Below are 15,858 nucleotides of genomic sequence, written 5' to 3' on the forward strand. Positions count from 1 at the left end.
ATGGCCGTCGCAGCCACGATCCAAGCCAAAAAGCCCAACCGTCAGGCCCGGTTCAAACCAGGCTGGTGGAAGGTATGGGCGCTTTATGCGGTCGGCTTCATTCCCGCCCTATGGGCGTTTTATCTCGGCGCAACCGACCAGCTCGGCGCAGACCCTGTTAAAAGCTTTGAGCATATGCTCGGCCTCTGGGCACTGCGCCTTCTCATTCTGACCCTGCTGGTGACACCCATCCGTGACCTGACGGGCATCAGCCTGCTGCGCTATCGCCGCGCACTTGGCCTGCTCGCCTTCTATTATGTGCTGATGCATTTCGCGGTCTATATGGTGCTGGATCAGGCGCTCAATCTGTCTGCGGTGATAGCCGATATTGTCAAAAGACCGTTCATCACCATCGGGATGATCAGCCTCGCCCTTCTGGTGCCGCTCGCCATCACTTCGAACAACTGGTCAATCCGCAAACTGGGGCGGCGCTGGACCACGCTGCATAAGCTCGTCTATGTGGCCATTGCAGGTGGAGCGATCCATTTCCTGATGTCGGTCAAAAGCTGGCCAGCAGAACCCGTCATCTATGCTCTGATCGTAGCGGCGCTGCTGCTCTGGCGGGTAGTGCGTCCGCTCTTCAAAGGACGCAGACAGATAAAACCCCAGCGGGAAGCTGCTGTAACGCTAAAGAAATAAGGTATAATATCCTTGTTTTTATAAAGTCTAATCTACGAGATAAAACGCCTTTCCGGCAGGATAGGCCATGACATTCCAATGCAAATCATGTCAGTATCGCCACAACTTCGGTAAATGAAGCGTCAGGCGAATACGGGATGTCCATGTCTTCTATCTTGAAATCAAAGCCCGTCCGCTTTCTAGGCAAGTTCGTCTTCGTATTATTCGTAATCATCTTTGCAATCTGGTCCAGCTTTGCCATGTGGTTCCAGTTGCCTTTCGGCAATGCTGTGCGCGGCTCGATCATCGCCGTCTGGCTGGCAATCGCGCTGTGGGTCATCGCAGGCGAGCGAAACTTCTATTGCATGCGCAAGCGACTGTTCTTCTGCCTGCTGGCACTGTTGATGCTCGGCTGGTGGGCCACGATACGCCCATCGCTCGACCGCATCTGGGCACCAGACGTCGCGCGAACCGTCACCGGCAAGATTGATGGCGATAATGTTACGCTTTTCAATGTTCGCGATTTCGACTGGCGAACACCAAATGATTTCACACCCAACTGGAAAGAAGCCACCTACGATCTGAGCAAGATAAACTCTGTCGATGTTTACCTCTCCTATTGGGCTGGCCCGGCCATTGCGCATACGCTGCTGTCGTTCGGGTTTGAAGACGGCAGACACGTCGTCTTTTCTGGAGAAATCCGCAGGGAGCATCACGAGGTCTTTTCATCCATAGGTGGATTTTTTCGCGAGTTTGAACTGGCGATGATCGCGGCGGAAGAAAGCGACATCATCTATCTGCGGACCAATGTGCGCAAAGAAAATGTCTTTCGCTATCGGGTGGACCTGCCCCCGGCAGGCGCAAGAGAGCTTTTCCTTTCTTATGTCGAGCTTGGCAATGAGCTGGCAGCCACACCAAAATTCTACAACACACTGACTGCCAATTGTACGACGATCATTTTCACAATGGCGCGTGTGCTCGATCCGACATTCCCATTTGATTATCGGATCCTGCTTTCAGGCTATCTGCCGGGATATCTCTACGATCATGGCTGGCTCGAAAATAACGGCACTCTGGAGCAGATAGAGAAACGTGCATCCATCGACGCCAAGGCGCAGGCTGGCGGACGTGAAGGCTATTCCGAACGCATACGCCAATAAAAGAAAACCCCGCTTGAGCGGGGTTTTCAATCAGCAACTGCAATGAATTAGATTGCAGCGGTGATGATGATTTCGACCTTGTAATCAGGCGTTGCAAGCGCTGCTTCACCGGTCGCGCGGGCAGGCGTCTTGGCCTTATCGACCCAGCTGTCCCAGACTGCGTTCATTTCAGCGAAGTCCTTCATGTCTGCAAGCCAGATGATCGCCTGGAGGATTTTGGACTTGTCGGAACCAGCAGCTGCCAACAGACGATCGACTTCAGCCAGAACGGCCTTGGTCTGATCGGTCACGCTCGCGCCTGGCTCGCCAACCTGGCCGGCGAGATAAACTGTATTGCCGTGAACGACGGCCTGGCTCATGCGTGGTCCGACTTCGATACGACGGATGCTCATGGTGAACTCCTCTCATGACTACTGCGGAAACGGGCCCGCATTTAAAAATGTTGCGCATCCTTATTAAAGCCCCTGCCCGCTTTGGCAATGGCTGTTTGAAGCCTCATCCGGACAATTCAAATAAAAACGCACTCCAGGCCGCCCGCTATGCTACGACAGCGACAAGAGGAGAGAAACAATATGCCTGCAGAAACTGACGATGCAAAAACACCTTCGCAGCTGATCGATGGCAGGATCAGGGAACTTGCAGATTGGAGAGGCAAAACGCTTTCTCATGTCCGCGACATTATCCTGAAGGCCGACCCGGAGATTATCGAAGAATGGAAATGGCGCGGTGTGCCGGTGTGGTCCTGCTCGGGGATCATATGCACCGGCGAGACCTATAAGAGCGTTGTGAAACTCACTTTCGCTAAAGGTGCGTCGCTGGACGATCCTTCCAGCCTTTTCAATTCAAGCCTTGAAGGCAACGTGCGTCGCGCGATTGATGTCCGTGAAAACGAAGAAATAGATGCCAAAGCTCTGACGACGCTGATCCATGCTGCAATCGCGCTCAATAAGCTCAAACCACCGCGTCGCTGATCGTGTAGAATATTTGCGGGGCAATTGACTCCTGACGGCCCTTTCCCTATAAGCCGCAGCACGTTCGCCCATAGGGTTAATGGATGGCTTGTGCTATCCTGCTTTTTGGGAAAAGAACCAGCTCCTGTTCAATAGAGCATGATACCGAAAAGTGAAAACCGGTTTTCGGCAAAATCATACTCGATGAAAAGACAGAACCAAGAAGGGCCGCACACCGCGGTATTAAATAAATGAAGCGCACTTTCCAGCCATCCAATCTCGTCCGCAAGCGTCGTCACGGTTTCCGTGCACGCATGGCTACTGCCGGCGGTCGTAAGGTTCTCGCCGCTCGCCGCGCACGCGGCCGCAAGCGGCTTTCCGCTTAATCTTTCCCGCGCGACCAGCGCGGTGATTAAAGATATGAAAAAGCAGAAACAAATACTCCGCCTTCGCAAGAGAGCGGAGTTTTTGTCTGTTAGGAATGGTGAAAAACGGCGTGGTCCCCTATTTCTTCTTGAAGTCCGGAAACGGACGGATGAAGAATCCGAAGCTGCCAAAATCGGCGAAAAACCCCGCGCAGGCTTCACCGTCACCAAGAAAAACGGCAATGCGGTGGTTCGAAACCGCATACGTCGCAGACTGAGAGAAGCGGTTCGTTGTCACGTAGGGAGTGACATGGCGCCTTCGACCGACTATGTGATCGTAGCGCGCGAGCAAGCACTCACTGCGCCCTTCTCGAAACTGACCGGGGAACTTTCCCGCCGCATCACGGCACCGGAGGGACGGCGGGACGAGAAGAAACGCCGAACGGAAAGACCGGAATCAGGACCCGTCAATGGAAAATAATCGTAATTTCTTCATCACCATTGCCCTGTCCATCCTCGTATTAACGCTGTGGCAAGTATTCTATCTGGGACCGAAAACGGAAGCCCAGCGGGAGCAGACACGCATTGAGGAGCAGCAGCGCCAGACCCAGCAGGCAGCCCAGGGCGGCTCGCAGGGTGATACTCCACAAATGTCCGGCACCGCCGGCGCAATTCCAGGCCACAGCGATGGCACAGCCGCAGGCGGCACGCTGACCCGTGAAGCCGCAGCCGCACAGTCGCAGCGCATCGATATCGACACAGCTTCGCTGCGTGGTTCGATCAATCTGACCGGCGCGCGCCTCGATGATCTCTATCTCAAGAAGTATCACGAGACTGTAGACGACAAGTCGCCTGAAATCGAACTACTCGCACCATCGGCTCTCAAGCAGGGTTATTTCGTTGAACTCGGTTTCACCGGCAACGACGCAACCGGCGAAGTTCCTGGTCCAAACACTGTCTGGACCGTTGAAGGCAACAACAAGCTGACGGCATCGACGCCTGTTACTCTGACATTCACCAACGACAAGAACATCACATTCAAGCGCGTCATCTCGGTTGATGATGCCTACATGTTCGAAGTCGACGATACGGTCACCAACAACACCGGCGCACCGATCTCGCTTGCTTCTTATGGCCGCGTAACGCGTTTCAACCAGCCTGAACATGCAAGCGCTACCTATGTTCTCCATGAAGGCCTTATCGGTGTCATGGGTCAGGACGGCCTTCAGGAAATCAAGTATTCCAAGGTTGAAGACGACAAGGACATTTCGTTCAAGGACGTGACTGGCGGCTGGGTCGGCATCACCGACAAGTATTGGGCGGCAACGCTCGTACCGCCGCAGAACGAAAAGTTCACCGCACGTTTCTCGCACTTCACCAATGACCGTCCGCGCTACCAGTCGGATTTCCTCAGTGCGCCGATCACGGTTGCAGCTGGCGAAGCCAGCACCATCAAGAACCACGTTTTTGCTGGTGCCAAGGTTGTCTCGGACATCAAGAACTACGAAGAAAAGCTCGGCATCAAGCAGTTTGAACTGCTGATTGACTGGGGCTGGTTCTACTTCATCACCAAGCCGATGTTCTACCTCATCGACTGGATCTACAAGTTCTCCGGCAATTTCGGCATCGCCATTCTGGTTGTCACCGTTCTGCTGAAGGGCCTGTTCTTCCCGCTCGCCAACAAGTCGTACAAGTCGATGGCTCGTATGAAGCTGGTGCAGCCGAAGATGACGGAAATCCGCGAGAAATATGCGGATGACAAGATGAAGCAGCAGCAGGAAATGATGCAGCTCTACAAGCAGGAAAAAATCAATCCGCTTGCAGGTTGCTGGCCAGTGCTGGTCCAGATTCCGGTGTTCTTCGCACTCTATAAGGTTCTCTACGTCACCATTGAAATGCGCCATGCGCCGTTCTTTGGCTGGATTCAGGATCTTGCAGCACCCGATCCAACATCGATCTTCAACCTGTTCGGCCTTCTGCCATTTGCGGTTCCGGCGTTCCTGATGATCGGCGTCTGGCCAATCATCATGGGCATCACCATGTTCCTGCAGATGCGCATGAACCCAACGCCTCCAGATCCAACGCAGGCGATGATCTTCACCTGGATGCCGATCATCTTCACCTTCATGCTGGCATCGTTCCCAGCAGGCCTCGTGATCTATTGGGCATGGAACAACACGCTTTCGATTACCCAGCAGGGCATCATCATGAAGCGTCAGGGTGTTAAAATCGAACTTTTTGACAACCTGAAAGACCTCTTCAAGCGAAAGCCGAAAGAGGCCAAGAAGTAAAAAGACAAAAAGCCCCGCATCTGCGGGGCTTTTTTTGTGCTCGTTGATCCAGAGCGGTTGACAATGCGGCGCGTAACCGTGATGCGTGTCTTTTACGGAATATACGGATCAGGAAGACCACATTGAGCGATCAGGACAAAAAGCAGGCAGCCATCAATGCCGCTCAGGCAGCAGCAGATGCGACCCGTGCAGCCCATGCGGCTTTGGTCGAAGAAGGGCGCCTGCTCTTCAAGAAGTCGTGGATCTTCATCCGTGGCGTGCCTTCGATGAAGTTTCTGCCATTGGAAGGCCCGGTTGAAATTGCTTTTGCCGGACGTTCAAATGTCGGCAAATCTTCGCTCATCAATGCGCTTGTCGGCAAAAAGGGTCTTGCCCGTACTTCCAACACACCGGGCCGGACGCAGGAACTCAACTATTTCGTTCCCGATGGCTATTCCGGCGAGAATGGCGACCTTCCGCCATTGGCACTCGTCGACATGCCGGGCTATGGCTTTGCAGAAGCACCCAAAGCCCATGTCGATGCGTGGACACGTCTCGTGTTCGATTACCTGCGCGGCCGCACCACGCTGAAGCGCGTCTATCTGCTGATCGACTCACGCCATGGCATCAAGAAGAACGATGCTGAAGTGCTTGACCTGCTCGACAAGGCGGCAGTTTCTTATCAGATCGTGCTGACCAAGATCGACAAGATCAAGGCCGCTGGCATTCCACGTCTGATAGAAGAAACCCACGCGCTCACCAAAAAGCGCGCCGCCTGTTTCCCGGGCATCATCACGACGTCGTCAGAAAAAGGCCTCGGCCTTGATGAACTGCGCGCTGCGATCGCGCTTGTTGCCAAGGAATAGGCAGTCCGTTGCTGAAAAGTGGGAACCGGTTTTCCGATCCCGACACGCGTAAAACAACAAAATAGAGCGAGCGTGGCGTGTATGGTTAAGCACGACACGCTCCAGGAAAAGACATCCGTTTAGCTCGGGCAGCTTGCCGACTGATTGTTTAGACCCTGCTTGAGCTGTTCAAACCGCGTGGTGGTTTTTGCGCCATCACGCGTGATACGCAGAACATACATGCTGTCGAAGTCTTCCCGCGACCACTTCGGCACGAGAGCCTTGTCACCACCGCTATCCTTGACGATGCTTCTGGCAAGCTTCACGATCTGCTTATGTTCCCAACCCACCAGTACTGTCGCGTTGCGATATTCAGGCTGCGCGAGCGTCGCCTGCAGTTCCTCAATATCTTTGAAGCCAAAGCGCGTATCAACGGGCATTCCAAACGTGATAGCCGTCGGTTCGACCGTAGCAAGTGGGCGATTATAGGAATAGATCGCGCCCTTATCTTCTTTCAGCTGCGCCGGATTGGGCGCAAAGATGAAATCCGGTTTTCCGAATTTTTGCTTGATTACGGCAGGCAGTTTCAGCGAGCGATTGAGGCCTTGGCAATTGAGCTGTCCAAGCCCCTGCTCCGGCTTTTCACCATGGCGCAACATGATGATCGTTTCAGTCGTCGCTGCCGCCTGCGAGGCGCTGATGCCCGCCAGAAAAATTAAAGCCGTCAAAAATGCGCGTCGCATGAATCTACTCCGTTCAAGAGCGGGCGTTATGCGCAATCTTCTAGCACTCTCCAAGGATTTTAATTGGGCGATCTTTGGCAACGCATTCAAATAATCGCGAACAAAACGCCTAAAACCGTTTTACAGAACAGTGCATATTGCTTAGAAAAGCCTGCCTCTCTTGCCCTGTCGCCAGCCATGGAGCCCGCGATGACGACTCTTGAAAATCCTGAAATGCAAGCGCAACTCCTTTCCGCAGCCCTGCCTTATATGCAGCGCTACGAAAACAAGAATGTCGTGGTGAAATATGGCGGTCACGCCATGGGAAACCCTGAACTGGGTAAGGCTTTTGCCCGCGACATCGCGCTTTTGAAGCAGTCAGGCATCAATCCGATCGTCGTTCATGGCGGTGGCCCACAGATTCAGGCGATGCTCTCGAAGCTCGGCATTGAATCGCGCTTTGAAGGTGGTCTTCGCGTCACCGACGAGAAGACGGTTGAAGTGGTGGAAATGGTTCTCGCCGGTTCCATCAACAAGGAAATCGTCGCTCTCATCAACGCCGAAGGCGAATGGGCCATCGGTCTTTGCGGCAAAGACGGTAACATGGTTTTCGCGCGCAAGGCGCATAAGACGGTTATCGATCCGGATTCAAACATCGAGAAAGTTCTTGATCTGGGCTTTGTTGGTGAACCCGCAGAAGTTGACCGCACGCTTCTCGATCTTCTGGCGCGTTCAGAAATGATCCCGGTTATTGCGCCTGTCGCACCGGGTCGCGATGGCCATACCTACAACATCAACGCAGACACCTTTGCAGGCGCTATCGCTGGCGCGCTGGCTGCAACGCGTCTTCTGTTCCTGACCGACGTTCCCGGCGTTCTCGACAAGGACAAGAAGCTCATCAAGGAGCTTTCGGTTGCCGACGCTCAGGCGCTGATCAAGGACGGCACGATCTCCGGCGGCATGATCCCTAAGGTCGAAACCTGCATCGATGCAATCCGTCGCGGCGTTGAAGGCGTTGTTATTCTCAACGGCAAAACACCGCATTCGGTACTGCTTGAGCTTTTCACGGAGCATGGTGCAGGAACATTGATTGTACCATAATCCAGTAGCCGCCTTCGGGCGGCTTTTTCTTGGCCCGCCTTCGTGACATAAAGACTTATGACCAATCAACCTGATGCTCCGGCCTTTGCCCACGTTACCGACTGGGTATTCGACCTCGACAATACGCTCTATCCGCACGCAGCCGATCTGTTTTCCCAGATCGATGTACGCATGACGAACTATGTCGAGAACCTCTTGAAATTGCCGCGTGACGAAGCGCGCAAAATTCAGAAGCAGTTTTATCTGGAATATGGCACCACGCTGAAGGGCCTGATGGAGTGCCATGAGATCGATCCTGACGACTTTCTCAAGAAGGTCCACGACATCGACTATTCATGGCTGAAACCCGATCCCGCACTCGGGGCAGCCATTCGCGCCCTGCCCGGCCGCCGTTTCATTTTCACCAATGGTGATCGCGGCCATGCGGAACGTGCAGCACAGCAGCTCGGCATTCTTGATGATTTCGACGATATTTTCGACATCGTTGCAGCAGGCCTGACGCCTAAGCCAGAGCGTGTCACTTATGATCGTTTTCTAGGCGCATTCGGCGTTGACGCACAAAAGGCTGTCATGTTTGAAGATCTGGCGCGCAATCTCGTTGTGCCGAAGACATTGGGCATGAAAACCGTGCTGGTGGTTCCAAACAATTTCGAGCCAACATTCTCCGAAATATGGGAAAGCGACCCGGAATTCACCGATCAGGTCGATTATGTAACCGACAATCTGACCCAGTTTCTGGAAACTATAATTGCAGACCGATAGGCAGTTTACCGGCCTTGAAAAACGTATCGATAAGGCGGCTCATAGCCTTCTCGACAGCTTGCCAAGGCATCGCGTCAGCGATGCGCTGATTGAGTTTCTGGTTTTTGGGTTGAAGCAAGCATGGGCCTGCCTGTTTGGCGGCGCGATGCTGGGTCTCATCATCCTCACACGGTGGTTCTGGCCAGAAGATGGTGCAGGATTTATCACCCGCTACGATTTCCTGTTTCTCTCCGCTGTTGTGATCCAGCTTGGAATGCTTGTCTTCAAGCTGGAGGCTTGGGAAGAAGCCAAGGTCATCGTCATTTTCCATATTGTCGGAACGGCTATGGAAGTGTTCAAAACCCATGCCGGATCATGGATCTATCCGGAGGAAAACTTCTTCCGGATCGGTGGCGTGCCACTGTTTTCAGGCTTCATGTATGCAGCTGTCGGTTCCTATATGGCGCGTATCAACCGCATCTTCGATATCAGGCTCAACCACTATCCGCCGCTCTGGACGACTGTTGTGCTGGCAGCTGCGATCTATATCAATTTCTTCGCCCACCACTTCATCTGGGATATGCGCTGGGTGTTGTTTGCCGCAACCTTCGCGCTCTATTGGCGCACGACCATGCATTATCGCGTGTTTCGCTTCCGGCATAAAATGCCGCTGCTGGTTGCGTTCCTGCTCACATCGCTGTTCATCTGGATCGCGGAAAACATCGGAACCTGGTCGAAAGCCTGGCTCTATCCCAACCAGCGCAATGGCTGGGAGCTTGTTTCAATGAGCAAGCTCGGCTCATGGTATCTGCTGATGATTATTTCCGTTGTGCTGGTGACACTCGTTCACCGCCCGCGCGAATATTCGGAAAACGAAAACGCCCGGGCATAACCGACCGGGCGCTCTGGAATCTTTGCAGCGGTTCCAGTTAAGAAAGAATCGTTGGAACCGCTGTAACTGTTTGTTTTTACGCATTATCCGACGCAAAACCGCTTCGCACTTTTGCTGGAAATGCTATAATCGTAAAGATCAAAGCTTGTAGAAGTTCTTGATCTCGTCCCAAGCTTCGTCAGCCGTTTCCACGAAGGTCAGCAGCTCAATATCGGCAGGCGAAATTGTGCCCTGTTCTGCGAGAAACTCGATATTGATCGCCTTTGTCCAGAATTCCTTACCAAACAGGATGAGCGGCATACGCTCCATACGATCTGTCTGGATCAGCGTCATGGCTTCAAACAGCTCATCCATCGTGCCGAAGCCGCCGGGGAATACGCAGACAGCCTTTGCGCGCATGAGAAAATGCATCTTGCGCAGCGCAAAATAATGGAAGTTGAAGCAGAGTTCCGGCGTCACATAAGCGTTTGGTGCCTGCTCATGCGGCAACACGATATTAAGACCAATGGTCGGCGCACCAACATCGGCTGCACCGCGATTGCCTGCTTCCATCACGCCCGGACCTCCGCCAGTCACCACGATGAATTCGCGATAATAGGTGGTCGCTGAATATTCGGAGCAGATGCGGGCAAACTTCCGCGCTTCTTCATAATAACGCGAATTGGCCTCAAGGTTCTTTTTCTGCACTTCGTTTTTCGCAGCCCAGGCTTCACCGCCCGGTTCCGGAATACGTGCGCCACCAAACATAACGACCGTGGACTTGATGCCGCGATCAGCAAGGATCAGTTCTGGTTTCAGAAGCTCAAGCTGAAGCCGCACGGGACGCATATCGCGTCGCGTCATGAAGTCATCATCCATGAAGGCAAGACGATATGCGGGAGCTTCGGTCTGAGGTGTCTGAGGCACAGTGCGTGCCTGTTTAGCAGCGTCCTCAGAATTGGGGAAAGGCGTCCAGCCAGACTTCTCCATTGGGTTCATGCTTGCCTGCTCCTTCAATTACAATGCGTATTGATGCTTTAGCATCAATTTTGGCGCTAAATTCTTAATCTGTCTCAAATAGGGCCGCGCAATTCGCGTAACAACGCGATTGACCCATATGGTACCTTCGCTTAATCACTTCTGTGACAACTGCCGACCACAAAGACGGCAGCCGCTTATCCTGCCATTTTATGGAGACCGCCATATGACCAAGCCAGATTTCGCCTCCCTTGAAAAGGTCATCGAAAAGGCTTTTGACGAACGCGATGGCATCAACACGGCAACCCGCGGCGAAGTTCGCGATGCAGTTGAGCAGTCGCTTCTTATGCTCGATCGCGGTGAAGCGCGTGTGGCAGAAAAACAGGCGGACGGCAACTGGCAGGTCAATCAGTGGCTCAAGAAAGCGGTGCTGCTTTCTTTCCGTCTCAACCCGATGCAGATCATCAAAGGCGGTCCCGGCGAAGCCTCTTGGTGGGACAAGGTTCCTTCCAAGTTTGACGGCTGGACAGCCAATGAATTCGAAGCCGCTGGCATTCGTGCAGTGCCAAATTCAGTTGTTCGCTTTTCGGCTTACATTGCGCCAAACGCGATCCTGATGCCATCCTTCGTCAATCTCGGCGCTTATGTCGATGAAGGCACAATGGTCGATGCATGGGCAACGGTTGGTTCCTGCGCACAGATCGGCAAGAATGTGCATCTGTCGGGCGGCGTCGGCATCGGCGGCGTCCTGGAGCCAATGCAGGCTGGCCCGACCATCATCGAAGACAATTGCTTCATCGGCGCCCGTTCGGAAGTCGTTGAAGGTTGTATCGTTCGTGAGGGTGCCGTGCTCGGCATGGGCGTCTTCATCGGCAAGTCGACCAAGATCGTTGACCGCGCAACTGGTGAAATCTTCTACGGCGAAGTACCCCCATATTCGGTTGTTGTTGCAGGCACGATGCCGGGCAAAAACGTTCCGGGCGAAAACTGGGGTCCAAGCCTCTATTGCGCCGTGATCGTCAAGCGCGTCGATGAAAAGACCCGCTCGAAGACTTCGATCAACGAGCTGCTGCGCGACTAATACCAAAACTCCGTATGAGTCATACTCATGGAGTTTTGGTTAAGCCCGAGTGGCGATTGAACTTTTTCAAGGCGTGATGCGATAGCATCTTAGCGCCTTGGTATAATTTGCCTGCATAGAGCGGTTTCAGCGAATACTAAGTCATTGAAACCGCTTCACACTTTTCAGGATGCACTCGCATCAAACAAAAAGGCGAAGCCCGAGAGCTTCGCCTTTTTTAGTTTCACTGCCAGAATGATTAGTTCTGGTAGCTCGAAGGCGATGCATCGCCGAAGCGGTGTGCAGAACCGTCGCTATAGGTCTGGTTCTGGATCGAAGCAGGAGCGGTGTAATCAACGCCCTGTGTTGCAACTGGCGTACGATCGTTTGCATAAAGATCAGCTGGTTCACCAACATGTGGGTTTTCAGCGAAAGCAGCACCGGCGCTAAGGGCAACGGCTACGGCAGCAAGAGCAAACTTCTTCATTTTCATAATCCTTATATCACCCCATCGGATGGCAACTTGCCTTTCCCTTCGGGGACTCCGGGATGACATGAAGCCATCCTCCGGGGAGATTCGTTAAAATCGTTGAGTATATAAATCCGGCAGCAAGAACCTTGGGAGGCCGCACTCACTGCCTTCATGTCTTGCTATTCCGATCTGCAATCAGACCGGGATAGCAAAGCTCATTATCGAACGCTTAGTTCGAGAAGCTGGAAGGCGATGCATCACCGAAACGGTTTGCAGAACCATCCATGTAGGTCGACTGACCGATTGCAGCAGTCGCGGTGTGATCAACGCGCTGAGCAGCAACTGGAGTACGATCATTTGCATAAAGGTCGGCTGGTTCGCCTACGCGTGGGTTTTCAGCAAAAGCAGCACCGGCGCTAAGTGCGAGAGCAGCAGCAGCAAGAACAAACTTATTCATTTTCTATCTCCTTAGTCAGATGGGCGACGTTCTATGCGTCGTCCTCATGCATCTCAAATGGGTGACAGTGGGAGAAAGTTCCAGTCACGAAAATGTTTTCTTAATCACACATTCGTGCAGCCAATTTTTTCGAAATTGGATATAAAAACGAAAATTATTAATTAGAAACAGCACCTTAAATCATATATCAGCATTCACAGAACTGTTATATAGGTATTTTTGTTCATTTTCGTTGAACAGACTGTTTGCAATCACTGTATAATAATAGCGAACAATGAGGCCCATTGGCGACAGTTGTGTGGCTGATCGTTTCAACGTTGCCACGATCTGCAAACCGCAAAACAATCAAACGAAGCGCCCTCTTCCAACACAACAAGAGGCTCACAATAAAATAGGGCCGCGAGACGCGACCCTATTAAACTTTGTAATTGCCATGCCGATTTGGAGCTCAGTCAAAAACTGGCCACCGGCCCTAATTATTCGCAACAGCTACCGAACGTCCCGCAATCGAGACCCACTGGCCGGAATTGGCTGGCGATTGCATCTTGATATAACGGTAGGAGGTCTTCTCCACCGGCAGCACTTCCCCGCGCATATTGTCGAGAATGTAATCACCGTGATCCGTCCTTGCCGACAACACAATATGCGGCTCGCTTCCCTGCACCATGGTAATGAGCAACTGCGATGGGCTGATGCCCCGCGCCATCAGCTTGGCGCGCTTCATCAATACATAATCTTCGCAGTCGCCCTTCCCATTGCGGGGAATGGTCCAATAATCGCGCTTGCCGTAATTGTCCTGATCGGACACGGGCTTGATCGCCGCATTGACCGATGCGTTCACGCTTTGCAGAAGCTTCATGCGATCCGGCGTTAGCTTCATCGGCGCCAAAGCACGATGAGCGCCGCAATCACGCGGATTGCGTTTGCAATAATCAAGATGACCGTATGGAATACTGGTAATCCCGCCTGCTTCACTCCATTGAGCTGCCTTGGCCGGAACCAGCGTCGCCCCGGATAAAGCCATTATACCTGCTGCCGCAGAAATCAGTAGACGCATGACGGATTCCCATTATTAAAAATGTCCCTTGGAACAATTCCCCGGTGACCGGTCCGTTTTCCGGATCTCGCTATCAACCTTTTTTTAACTAACGATGACAAAGCCCCTCTGGTCAAGGAAATTTCATTCCCGAATTGCAACGATCTGAGAAAAGCTGCGATTTTTGCGCGTCCTCGAACTTGTTTATCTAAAGAGGCGATTGCTATTTCATCTGGGAGCTTACCGATCTAATCTCAAGCCCATACGATTCTCAGAATGAAGCTTTGACATCATGAGCCTTCCTACCAATCCCGCCGATAACCTCGCCGCTCTCATCCGCTGTCCTTCCGTAACGCCCGCAGAAGGCGGCGCGCTTACGGCACTTGAAGCGATGCTTGAGCCAATGGGCTTTTCCGTTCAGCGCCCCGTCTTCACTGAAGAAGGCACACCGGACATCGAAAATCTCTATGCGCGTAAATCCGGAAACGGTGCTCATCTGATGTTTGCCGGCCACACCGATGTCGTGCCTCCGGGCAATGAAAGCGACTGGAAACATCCGCCTTTCTCCGCCGCTATCGAAGACGGCATCATGTATGGCCGCGGCGCAGTCGATATGAAGGGTGGCATTGCCTGCTTTGTGGCTGCTGTCGCACGACATGTTGAAAAGCACGGCAGCCTCAAGGGCAGTGTCTCCTTCCTCATCACAGGCGATGAAGAAGGCCCGGCAATCAACGGCACAGAAAAGCTGCTGCAATGGGCCAAGGATCGTGGCGAAACATGGGACGCTTCGCTTGTCGGCGAGCCAACCAATCCGGACACGCTCGGCGACATGATCAAGATCGGGCGTCGTGGCTCAATCTCCGGCACGATCACAGTGCATGGCGTGCAGGGTCATGCTGCCTATCCGCATCTGGCCGAAAATCCGGTTCGCGGTGTAACCACGCTTATCGACGGCCTGCTTTATCCGGCTTTCGATGAAGGCACAGATGATTTTCAGGCCAGCAATATGGAAGTGACGACGGTTGATGTGGGCAACACAGCAACAAACGTGATTGCAAACAAGGCAACCGCTTCCTTCAATATCCGTTTCAACGATACTTGGACCGCAGACAGCCTGAAAGCCGAGATCGTCTCGCGTCTCGAAAAGGCTTCGCGAAACGACCGTCTGCGCCCGGGCCGTGAAACGCCAATCAAGTATGAACTGACATGGCGCGAACACCCCAGCCATGTCTTCCTGACCCGCGATGAGAAGCTGATCGGAACACTGACCTCTTCAGTGGAAGCTGTCACCGGCAAACGCCCTAAGCTTTCCACATCAGGCGGCACGTCGGACGCGCGCTTCATCAAGGATTATTGCCCGGTGGTGGAATTTGGCCTCGTCGGACAGACCATGCACATGGTCGATGAACGCGTGGCTCTTGCCGACCTCGAAGGATTGACACAGATTTACGAACGTTTCATCGCTGATTTCTTTGGGTAAAGGAATTACATGCCCAATCTGGATAATATTTTCAGATACTTCACGGGCGTCTGGAAGATGATGCTTGGCCGCAAAGAAGGCCTTGCATATCTCGATATCTCCGCAGAAGATTTCTGGACATCATTCTATGCGATTGTCGTTGCTCTGCCGCCGCTTCTGGCGACCTGGGTTGCCTATTCGGCTGACCTCACGGCCGGACGCGAAGAAGCTGGCCTTCGCCTGGCAATCGTCATTCGTGCAGCAACCGTCGATATTGCAGCATGGGTGATACCGATCGTTATTGTCGGCCTGCTTGCCAAACGTATCGGTATTGCAAAGCGCTACGCCGCTTATGTGATTGCCACCAACTGGGGCAGCGCGCTTCTTGCATGGCTTTTCGCGCCAATAACGCTGTTGCAGCTGTTCTTTCCGGGATTTCTTGATGTCGCGACGCTGTTTGCATTCGTGCTCTTCGGCATATCGATTATCCTGAGCTACCGGTTAACCTTTATCGTGTTGCAACGTCCACACGCCTATGTCGCACCGTTCTTTGCCTGCATGTTCTTCGGCTCACTGTTCATTACAGTGATCCTGCAACAACTCTTCGGCATCGGGATTGGTGCGGAGAGTTTTTAAAGCGCATCCCGAAAACTGTGAAACGGTTTTCGGACAAGATGCGCGCCTAAACAAAGAATGAGAGCGCCGATCTGATTC

Annotated in this window: 19 protein-coding genes; 13 read left to right on the forward strand and 6 right to left on the reverse strand. The window is 53.0% G+C overall.

Features of this window, described 5'->3' with window-relative positions:
• Nucleotides 1-678: a protein-methionine-sulfoxide reductase heme-binding subunit MsrQ gene (gene msrQ / locus KMS41_08465; protein QWK77138.1), complete on the forward strand. Its 678-nt coding sequence runs from the start codon at nucleotides 1-3 to the stop codon at nucleotides 676-678.
• A gap of 143 nt (nucleotides 679-821) precedes the next feature.
• On the forward strand, nucleotides 822-1,817 hold the full coding sequence (locus tag KMS41_08470) for a DUF4105 domain-containing protein (protein QWK77139.1): 996 nt from the start codon (nucleotides 822-824) through the stop codon (nucleotides 1,815-1,817).
• A gap of 47 nt (nucleotides 1,818-1,864) precedes the next feature.
• On the opposite strand, the gene KMS41_08475 is transcribed toward KMS41_08470, so the two are convergent.
• Entirely contained in the window at nucleotides 1,865-2,209 is a 345-nt protein-coding gene (locus KMS41_08475; GenBank protein ID QWK77140.1) for a RidA family protein, read from the reverse strand.
• A 180-nt stretch (nucleotides 2,210-2,389) separates the two neighbouring features.
• Between KMS41_08475 and KMS41_08480 the strand changes: the two genes are divergently transcribed.
• The 5 genes from KMS41_08480 (at nucleotide 2,390) to yihA (ending at nucleotide 6,268) form a co-directional block, all read left to right on the forward strand.
• Nucleotides 2,390-2,788: a DUF1801 domain-containing protein gene (locus KMS41_08480; protein QWK77141.1), complete on the forward strand. Its 399-nt coding sequence runs from the start codon at nucleotides 2,390-2,392 to the stop codon at nucleotides 2,786-2,788.
• A 230-nt stretch (nucleotides 2,789-3,018) separates the two neighbouring features.
• Entirely contained in the window at nucleotides 3,019-3,153 is a 135-nt protein-coding gene (gene rpmH / locus KMS41_08485; GenBank protein ID QWK77142.1) for a 50S ribosomal protein L34, read from the forward strand.
• Nucleotides 3,154-3,187: 34 nt separating this feature from the next.
• The gene (rnpA, locus tag KMS41_08490; protein ID QWK77143.1) at nucleotides 3,188-3,613 is read left to right on the forward strand and encodes a ribonuclease P protein component; all 426 of its coding nucleotides are present in this window, start codon (nucleotides 3,188-3,190) and stop codon (nucleotides 3,611-3,613) included.
• A complete protein-coding gene (gene yidC / locus KMS41_08495) occupies nucleotides 3,603-5,423 on the forward strand; it encodes a membrane protein insertase YidC (GenBank protein QWK77144.1) in 1,821 nt (606 codons plus the stop codon). The genes rnpA and yidC overlap by 11 nt, the downstream gene beginning before the upstream one ends.
• A gap of 101 nt (nucleotides 5,424-5,524) precedes the next feature.
• On the forward strand, nucleotides 5,525-6,268 hold the full coding sequence (gene yihA / locus KMS41_08500; GenBank protein ID QWK78819.1) for a ribosome biogenesis GTP-binding protein YihA/YsxC: 744 nt from the start codon (nucleotides 5,525-5,527) through the stop codon (nucleotides 6,266-6,268).
• A gap of 119 nt (nucleotides 6,269-6,387) precedes the next feature.
• Here yihA and KMS41_08505 read toward each other — a convergent pair whose 3' ends face one another.
• On the reverse strand, nucleotides 6,388-6,990 hold the full coding sequence (locus KMS41_08505; protein ID QWK77145.1) for a hypothetical protein: 603 nt from the start codon (nucleotides 6,988-6,990) through the stop codon (nucleotides 6,388-6,390).
• Between the two features lie 189 nt (nucleotides 6,991-7,179).
• Between KMS41_08505 and argB the strand changes: the two genes are divergently transcribed.
• Genes argB through KMS41_08520 form a run of 3 tightly spaced genes read left to right on the forward strand, consistent with a single transcriptional unit; the run spans nucleotide 7,180 to nucleotide 9,703 of the window.
• Complete coding sequence (gene argB, locus KMS41_08510) at nucleotides 7,180-8,070, forward strand: acetylglutamate kinase (protein QWK77146.1); 891 nt, start codon at nucleotides 7,180-7,182, stop codon at nucleotides 8,068-8,070.
• A gap of 57 nt (nucleotides 8,071-8,127) precedes the next feature.
• Nucleotides 8,128-8,832 (forward strand): pyrimidine 5'-nucleotidase, encoded by a 705-nt coding sequence (locus KMS41_08515; protein QWK77147.1) that lies wholly within the window; start codon nucleotides 8,128-8,130, stop codon nucleotides 8,830-8,832.
• Nucleotides 8,819-9,703, forward strand: a complete 885-nt coding sequence (locus tag KMS41_08520) for a DUF817 domain-containing protein (protein ID QWK77148.1) — start codon at nucleotides 8,819-8,821, stop codon at nucleotides 9,701-9,703. The genes KMS41_08515 and KMS41_08520 overlap by 14 nt, the downstream gene beginning before the upstream one ends.
• A gap of 138 nt (nucleotides 9,704-9,841) precedes the next feature.
• Here KMS41_08520 and KMS41_08525 read toward each other — a convergent pair whose 3' ends face one another.
• On the reverse strand, nucleotides 9,842-10,681 hold the full coding sequence (locus tag KMS41_08525) for an LOG family protein (protein QWK77149.1): 840 nt from the start codon (nucleotides 10,679-10,681) through the stop codon (nucleotides 9,842-9,844).
• 205 nt (nucleotides 10,682-10,886) lie between these two features.
• On the opposite strand from KMS41_08525, the gene dapD reads away from it, so the two are divergent.
• Nucleotides 10,887-11,741: a 2,3,4,5-tetrahydropyridine-2,6-dicarboxylate N-succinyltransferase gene (gene dapD / locus KMS41_08530; protein ID QWK77150.1), complete on the forward strand. Its 855-nt coding sequence runs from the start codon at nucleotides 10,887-10,889 to the stop codon at nucleotides 11,739-11,741.
• Between the two features lie 238 nt (nucleotides 11,742-11,979).
• On the opposite strand, the gene KMS41_08535 is transcribed toward dapD, so the two are convergent.
• The 3 genes from KMS41_08535 to KMS41_08545 form a co-directional block, all read right to left on the reverse strand.
• Nucleotides 11,980-12,207 (reverse strand): hypothetical protein, encoded by a 228-nt coding sequence (locus KMS41_08535; protein QWK77151.1) that lies wholly within the window; start codon nucleotides 12,205-12,207, stop codon nucleotides 11,980-11,982.
• A gap of 214 nt (nucleotides 12,208-12,421) precedes the next feature.
• Nucleotides 12,422-12,649 (reverse strand): hypothetical protein, encoded by a 228-nt coding sequence (locus tag KMS41_08540; GenBank protein ID QWK77152.1) that lies wholly within the window; start codon nucleotides 12,647-12,649, stop codon nucleotides 12,422-12,424.
• A gap of 472 nt (nucleotides 12,650-13,121) precedes the next feature.
• On the reverse strand, nucleotides 13,122-13,673 hold the full coding sequence (locus KMS41_08545) for a transglutaminase-like cysteine peptidase (GenBank protein QWK78820.1): 552 nt from the start codon (nucleotides 13,671-13,673) through the stop codon (nucleotides 13,122-13,124).
• Between the two features lie 304 nt (nucleotides 13,674-13,977).
• Here KMS41_08545 and dapE point away from each other — a divergent pair, with 304 nt between their 5' ends.
• Together dapE and KMS41_08555 are read left to right on the forward strand one after the other, a co-directional pair.
• Complete coding sequence (dapE, locus tag KMS41_08550) at nucleotides 13,978-15,165, forward strand: succinyl-diaminopimelate desuccinylase (GenBank protein QWK77153.1); 1,188 nt, start codon at nucleotides 13,978-13,980, stop codon at nucleotides 15,163-15,165.
• Nucleotides 15,166-15,174: 9 nt separating this feature from the next.
• Entirely contained in the window at nucleotides 15,175-15,780 is a 606-nt protein-coding gene (locus tag KMS41_08555; GenBank protein ID QWK77154.1) for a hypothetical protein, read from the forward strand.
• The last annotated feature ends 78 nt before the right edge of the window (nucleotides 15,781-15,858 follow it).

Origin of the sequence: Ochrobactrum sp. BTU1, from assembly GCA_018798825.1 — a bacterium.
Taxonomy (GTDB): Bacteria; Pseudomonadota; Alphaproteobacteria; order Rhizobiales; family Rhizobiaceae; genus Brucella.

What these genes read in the sequence shown, in the direction of transcription:
- msrQ (QWK77138.1), top strand. Translation starts at nt 1, where the DNA reads ATGGCCGTCGCAGCCACGATCCAAGCCAAAAAGCCCAACCGTCAGGCC.
- KMS41_08470 (QWK77139.1), top strand. Translation starts at nt 822, where the DNA reads ATGTCTTCTATCTTGAAATCAAAGCCCGTCCGCTTTCTAGGCAAGTTC.
- KMS41_08475 (QWK77140.1), bottom strand. Translation starts at nt 2,209, where the DNA reads ATGAGCATCCGTCGTATCGAAGTCGGACCACGCATGAGCCAGGCCGTC.
- KMS41_08480 (QWK77141.1), top strand. Translation starts at nt 2,390, where the DNA reads ATGCCTGCAGAAACTGACGATGCAAAAACACCTTCGCAGCTGATCGAT.
- rpmH (QWK77142.1), top strand. Translation starts at nt 3,019, where the DNA reads ATGAAGCGCACTTTCCAGCCATCCAATCTCGTCCGCAAGCGTCGTCAC.
- rnpA (QWK77143.1), top strand. Translation starts at nt 3,188, where the DNA reads ATGAAAAAGCAGAAACAAATACTCCGCCTTCGCAAGAGAGCGGAGTTT.
- yidC (QWK77144.1), top strand. Translation starts at nt 3,603, where the DNA reads ATGGAAAATAATCGTAATTTCTTCATCACCATTGCCCTGTCCATCCTC.
- KMS41_08505 (QWK77145.1), bottom strand. Translation starts at nt 6,990, where the DNA reads ATGCGACGCGCATTTTTGACGGCTTTAATTTTTCTGGCGGGCATCAGC.
- argB (QWK77146.1), top strand. Translation starts at nt 7,180, where the DNA reads ATGACGACTCTTGAAAATCCTGAAATGCAAGCGCAACTCCTTTCCGCA.
- KMS41_08515 (QWK77147.1), top strand. Translation starts at nt 8,128, where the DNA reads ATGACCAATCAACCTGATGCTCCGGCCTTTGCCCACGTTACCGACTGG.
- KMS41_08525 (QWK77149.1), bottom strand. Translation starts at nt 10,681, where the DNA reads ATGAACCCAATGGAGAAGTCTGGCTGGACGCCTTTCCCCAATTCTGAG.
- dapD (QWK77150.1), top strand. Translation starts at nt 10,887, where the DNA reads ATGACCAAGCCAGATTTCGCCTCCCTTGAAAAGGTCATCGAAAAGGCT.
- KMS41_08535 (QWK77151.1), bottom strand. Translation starts at nt 12,207, where the DNA reads ATGAAGAAGTTTGCTCTTGCTGCCGTAGCCGTTGCCCTTAGCGCCGGT.
- KMS41_08540 (QWK77152.1), bottom strand. Translation starts at nt 12,649, where the DNA reads ATGAATAAGTTTGTTCTTGCTGCTGCTGCTCTCGCACTTAGCGCCGGT.
- KMS41_08545 (QWK78820.1), bottom strand. Translation starts at nt 13,673, where the DNA reads ATGGCTTTATCCGGGGCGACGCTGGTTCCGGCCAAGGCAGCTCAATGG.
- dapE (QWK77153.1), top strand. Translation starts at nt 13,978, where the DNA reads ATGAGCCTTCCTACCAATCCCGCCGATAACCTCGCCGCTCTCATCCGC.
- KMS41_08555 (QWK77154.1), top strand. Translation starts at nt 15,175, where the DNA reads ATGCCCAATCTGGATAATATTTTCAGATACTTCACGGGCGTCTGGAAG.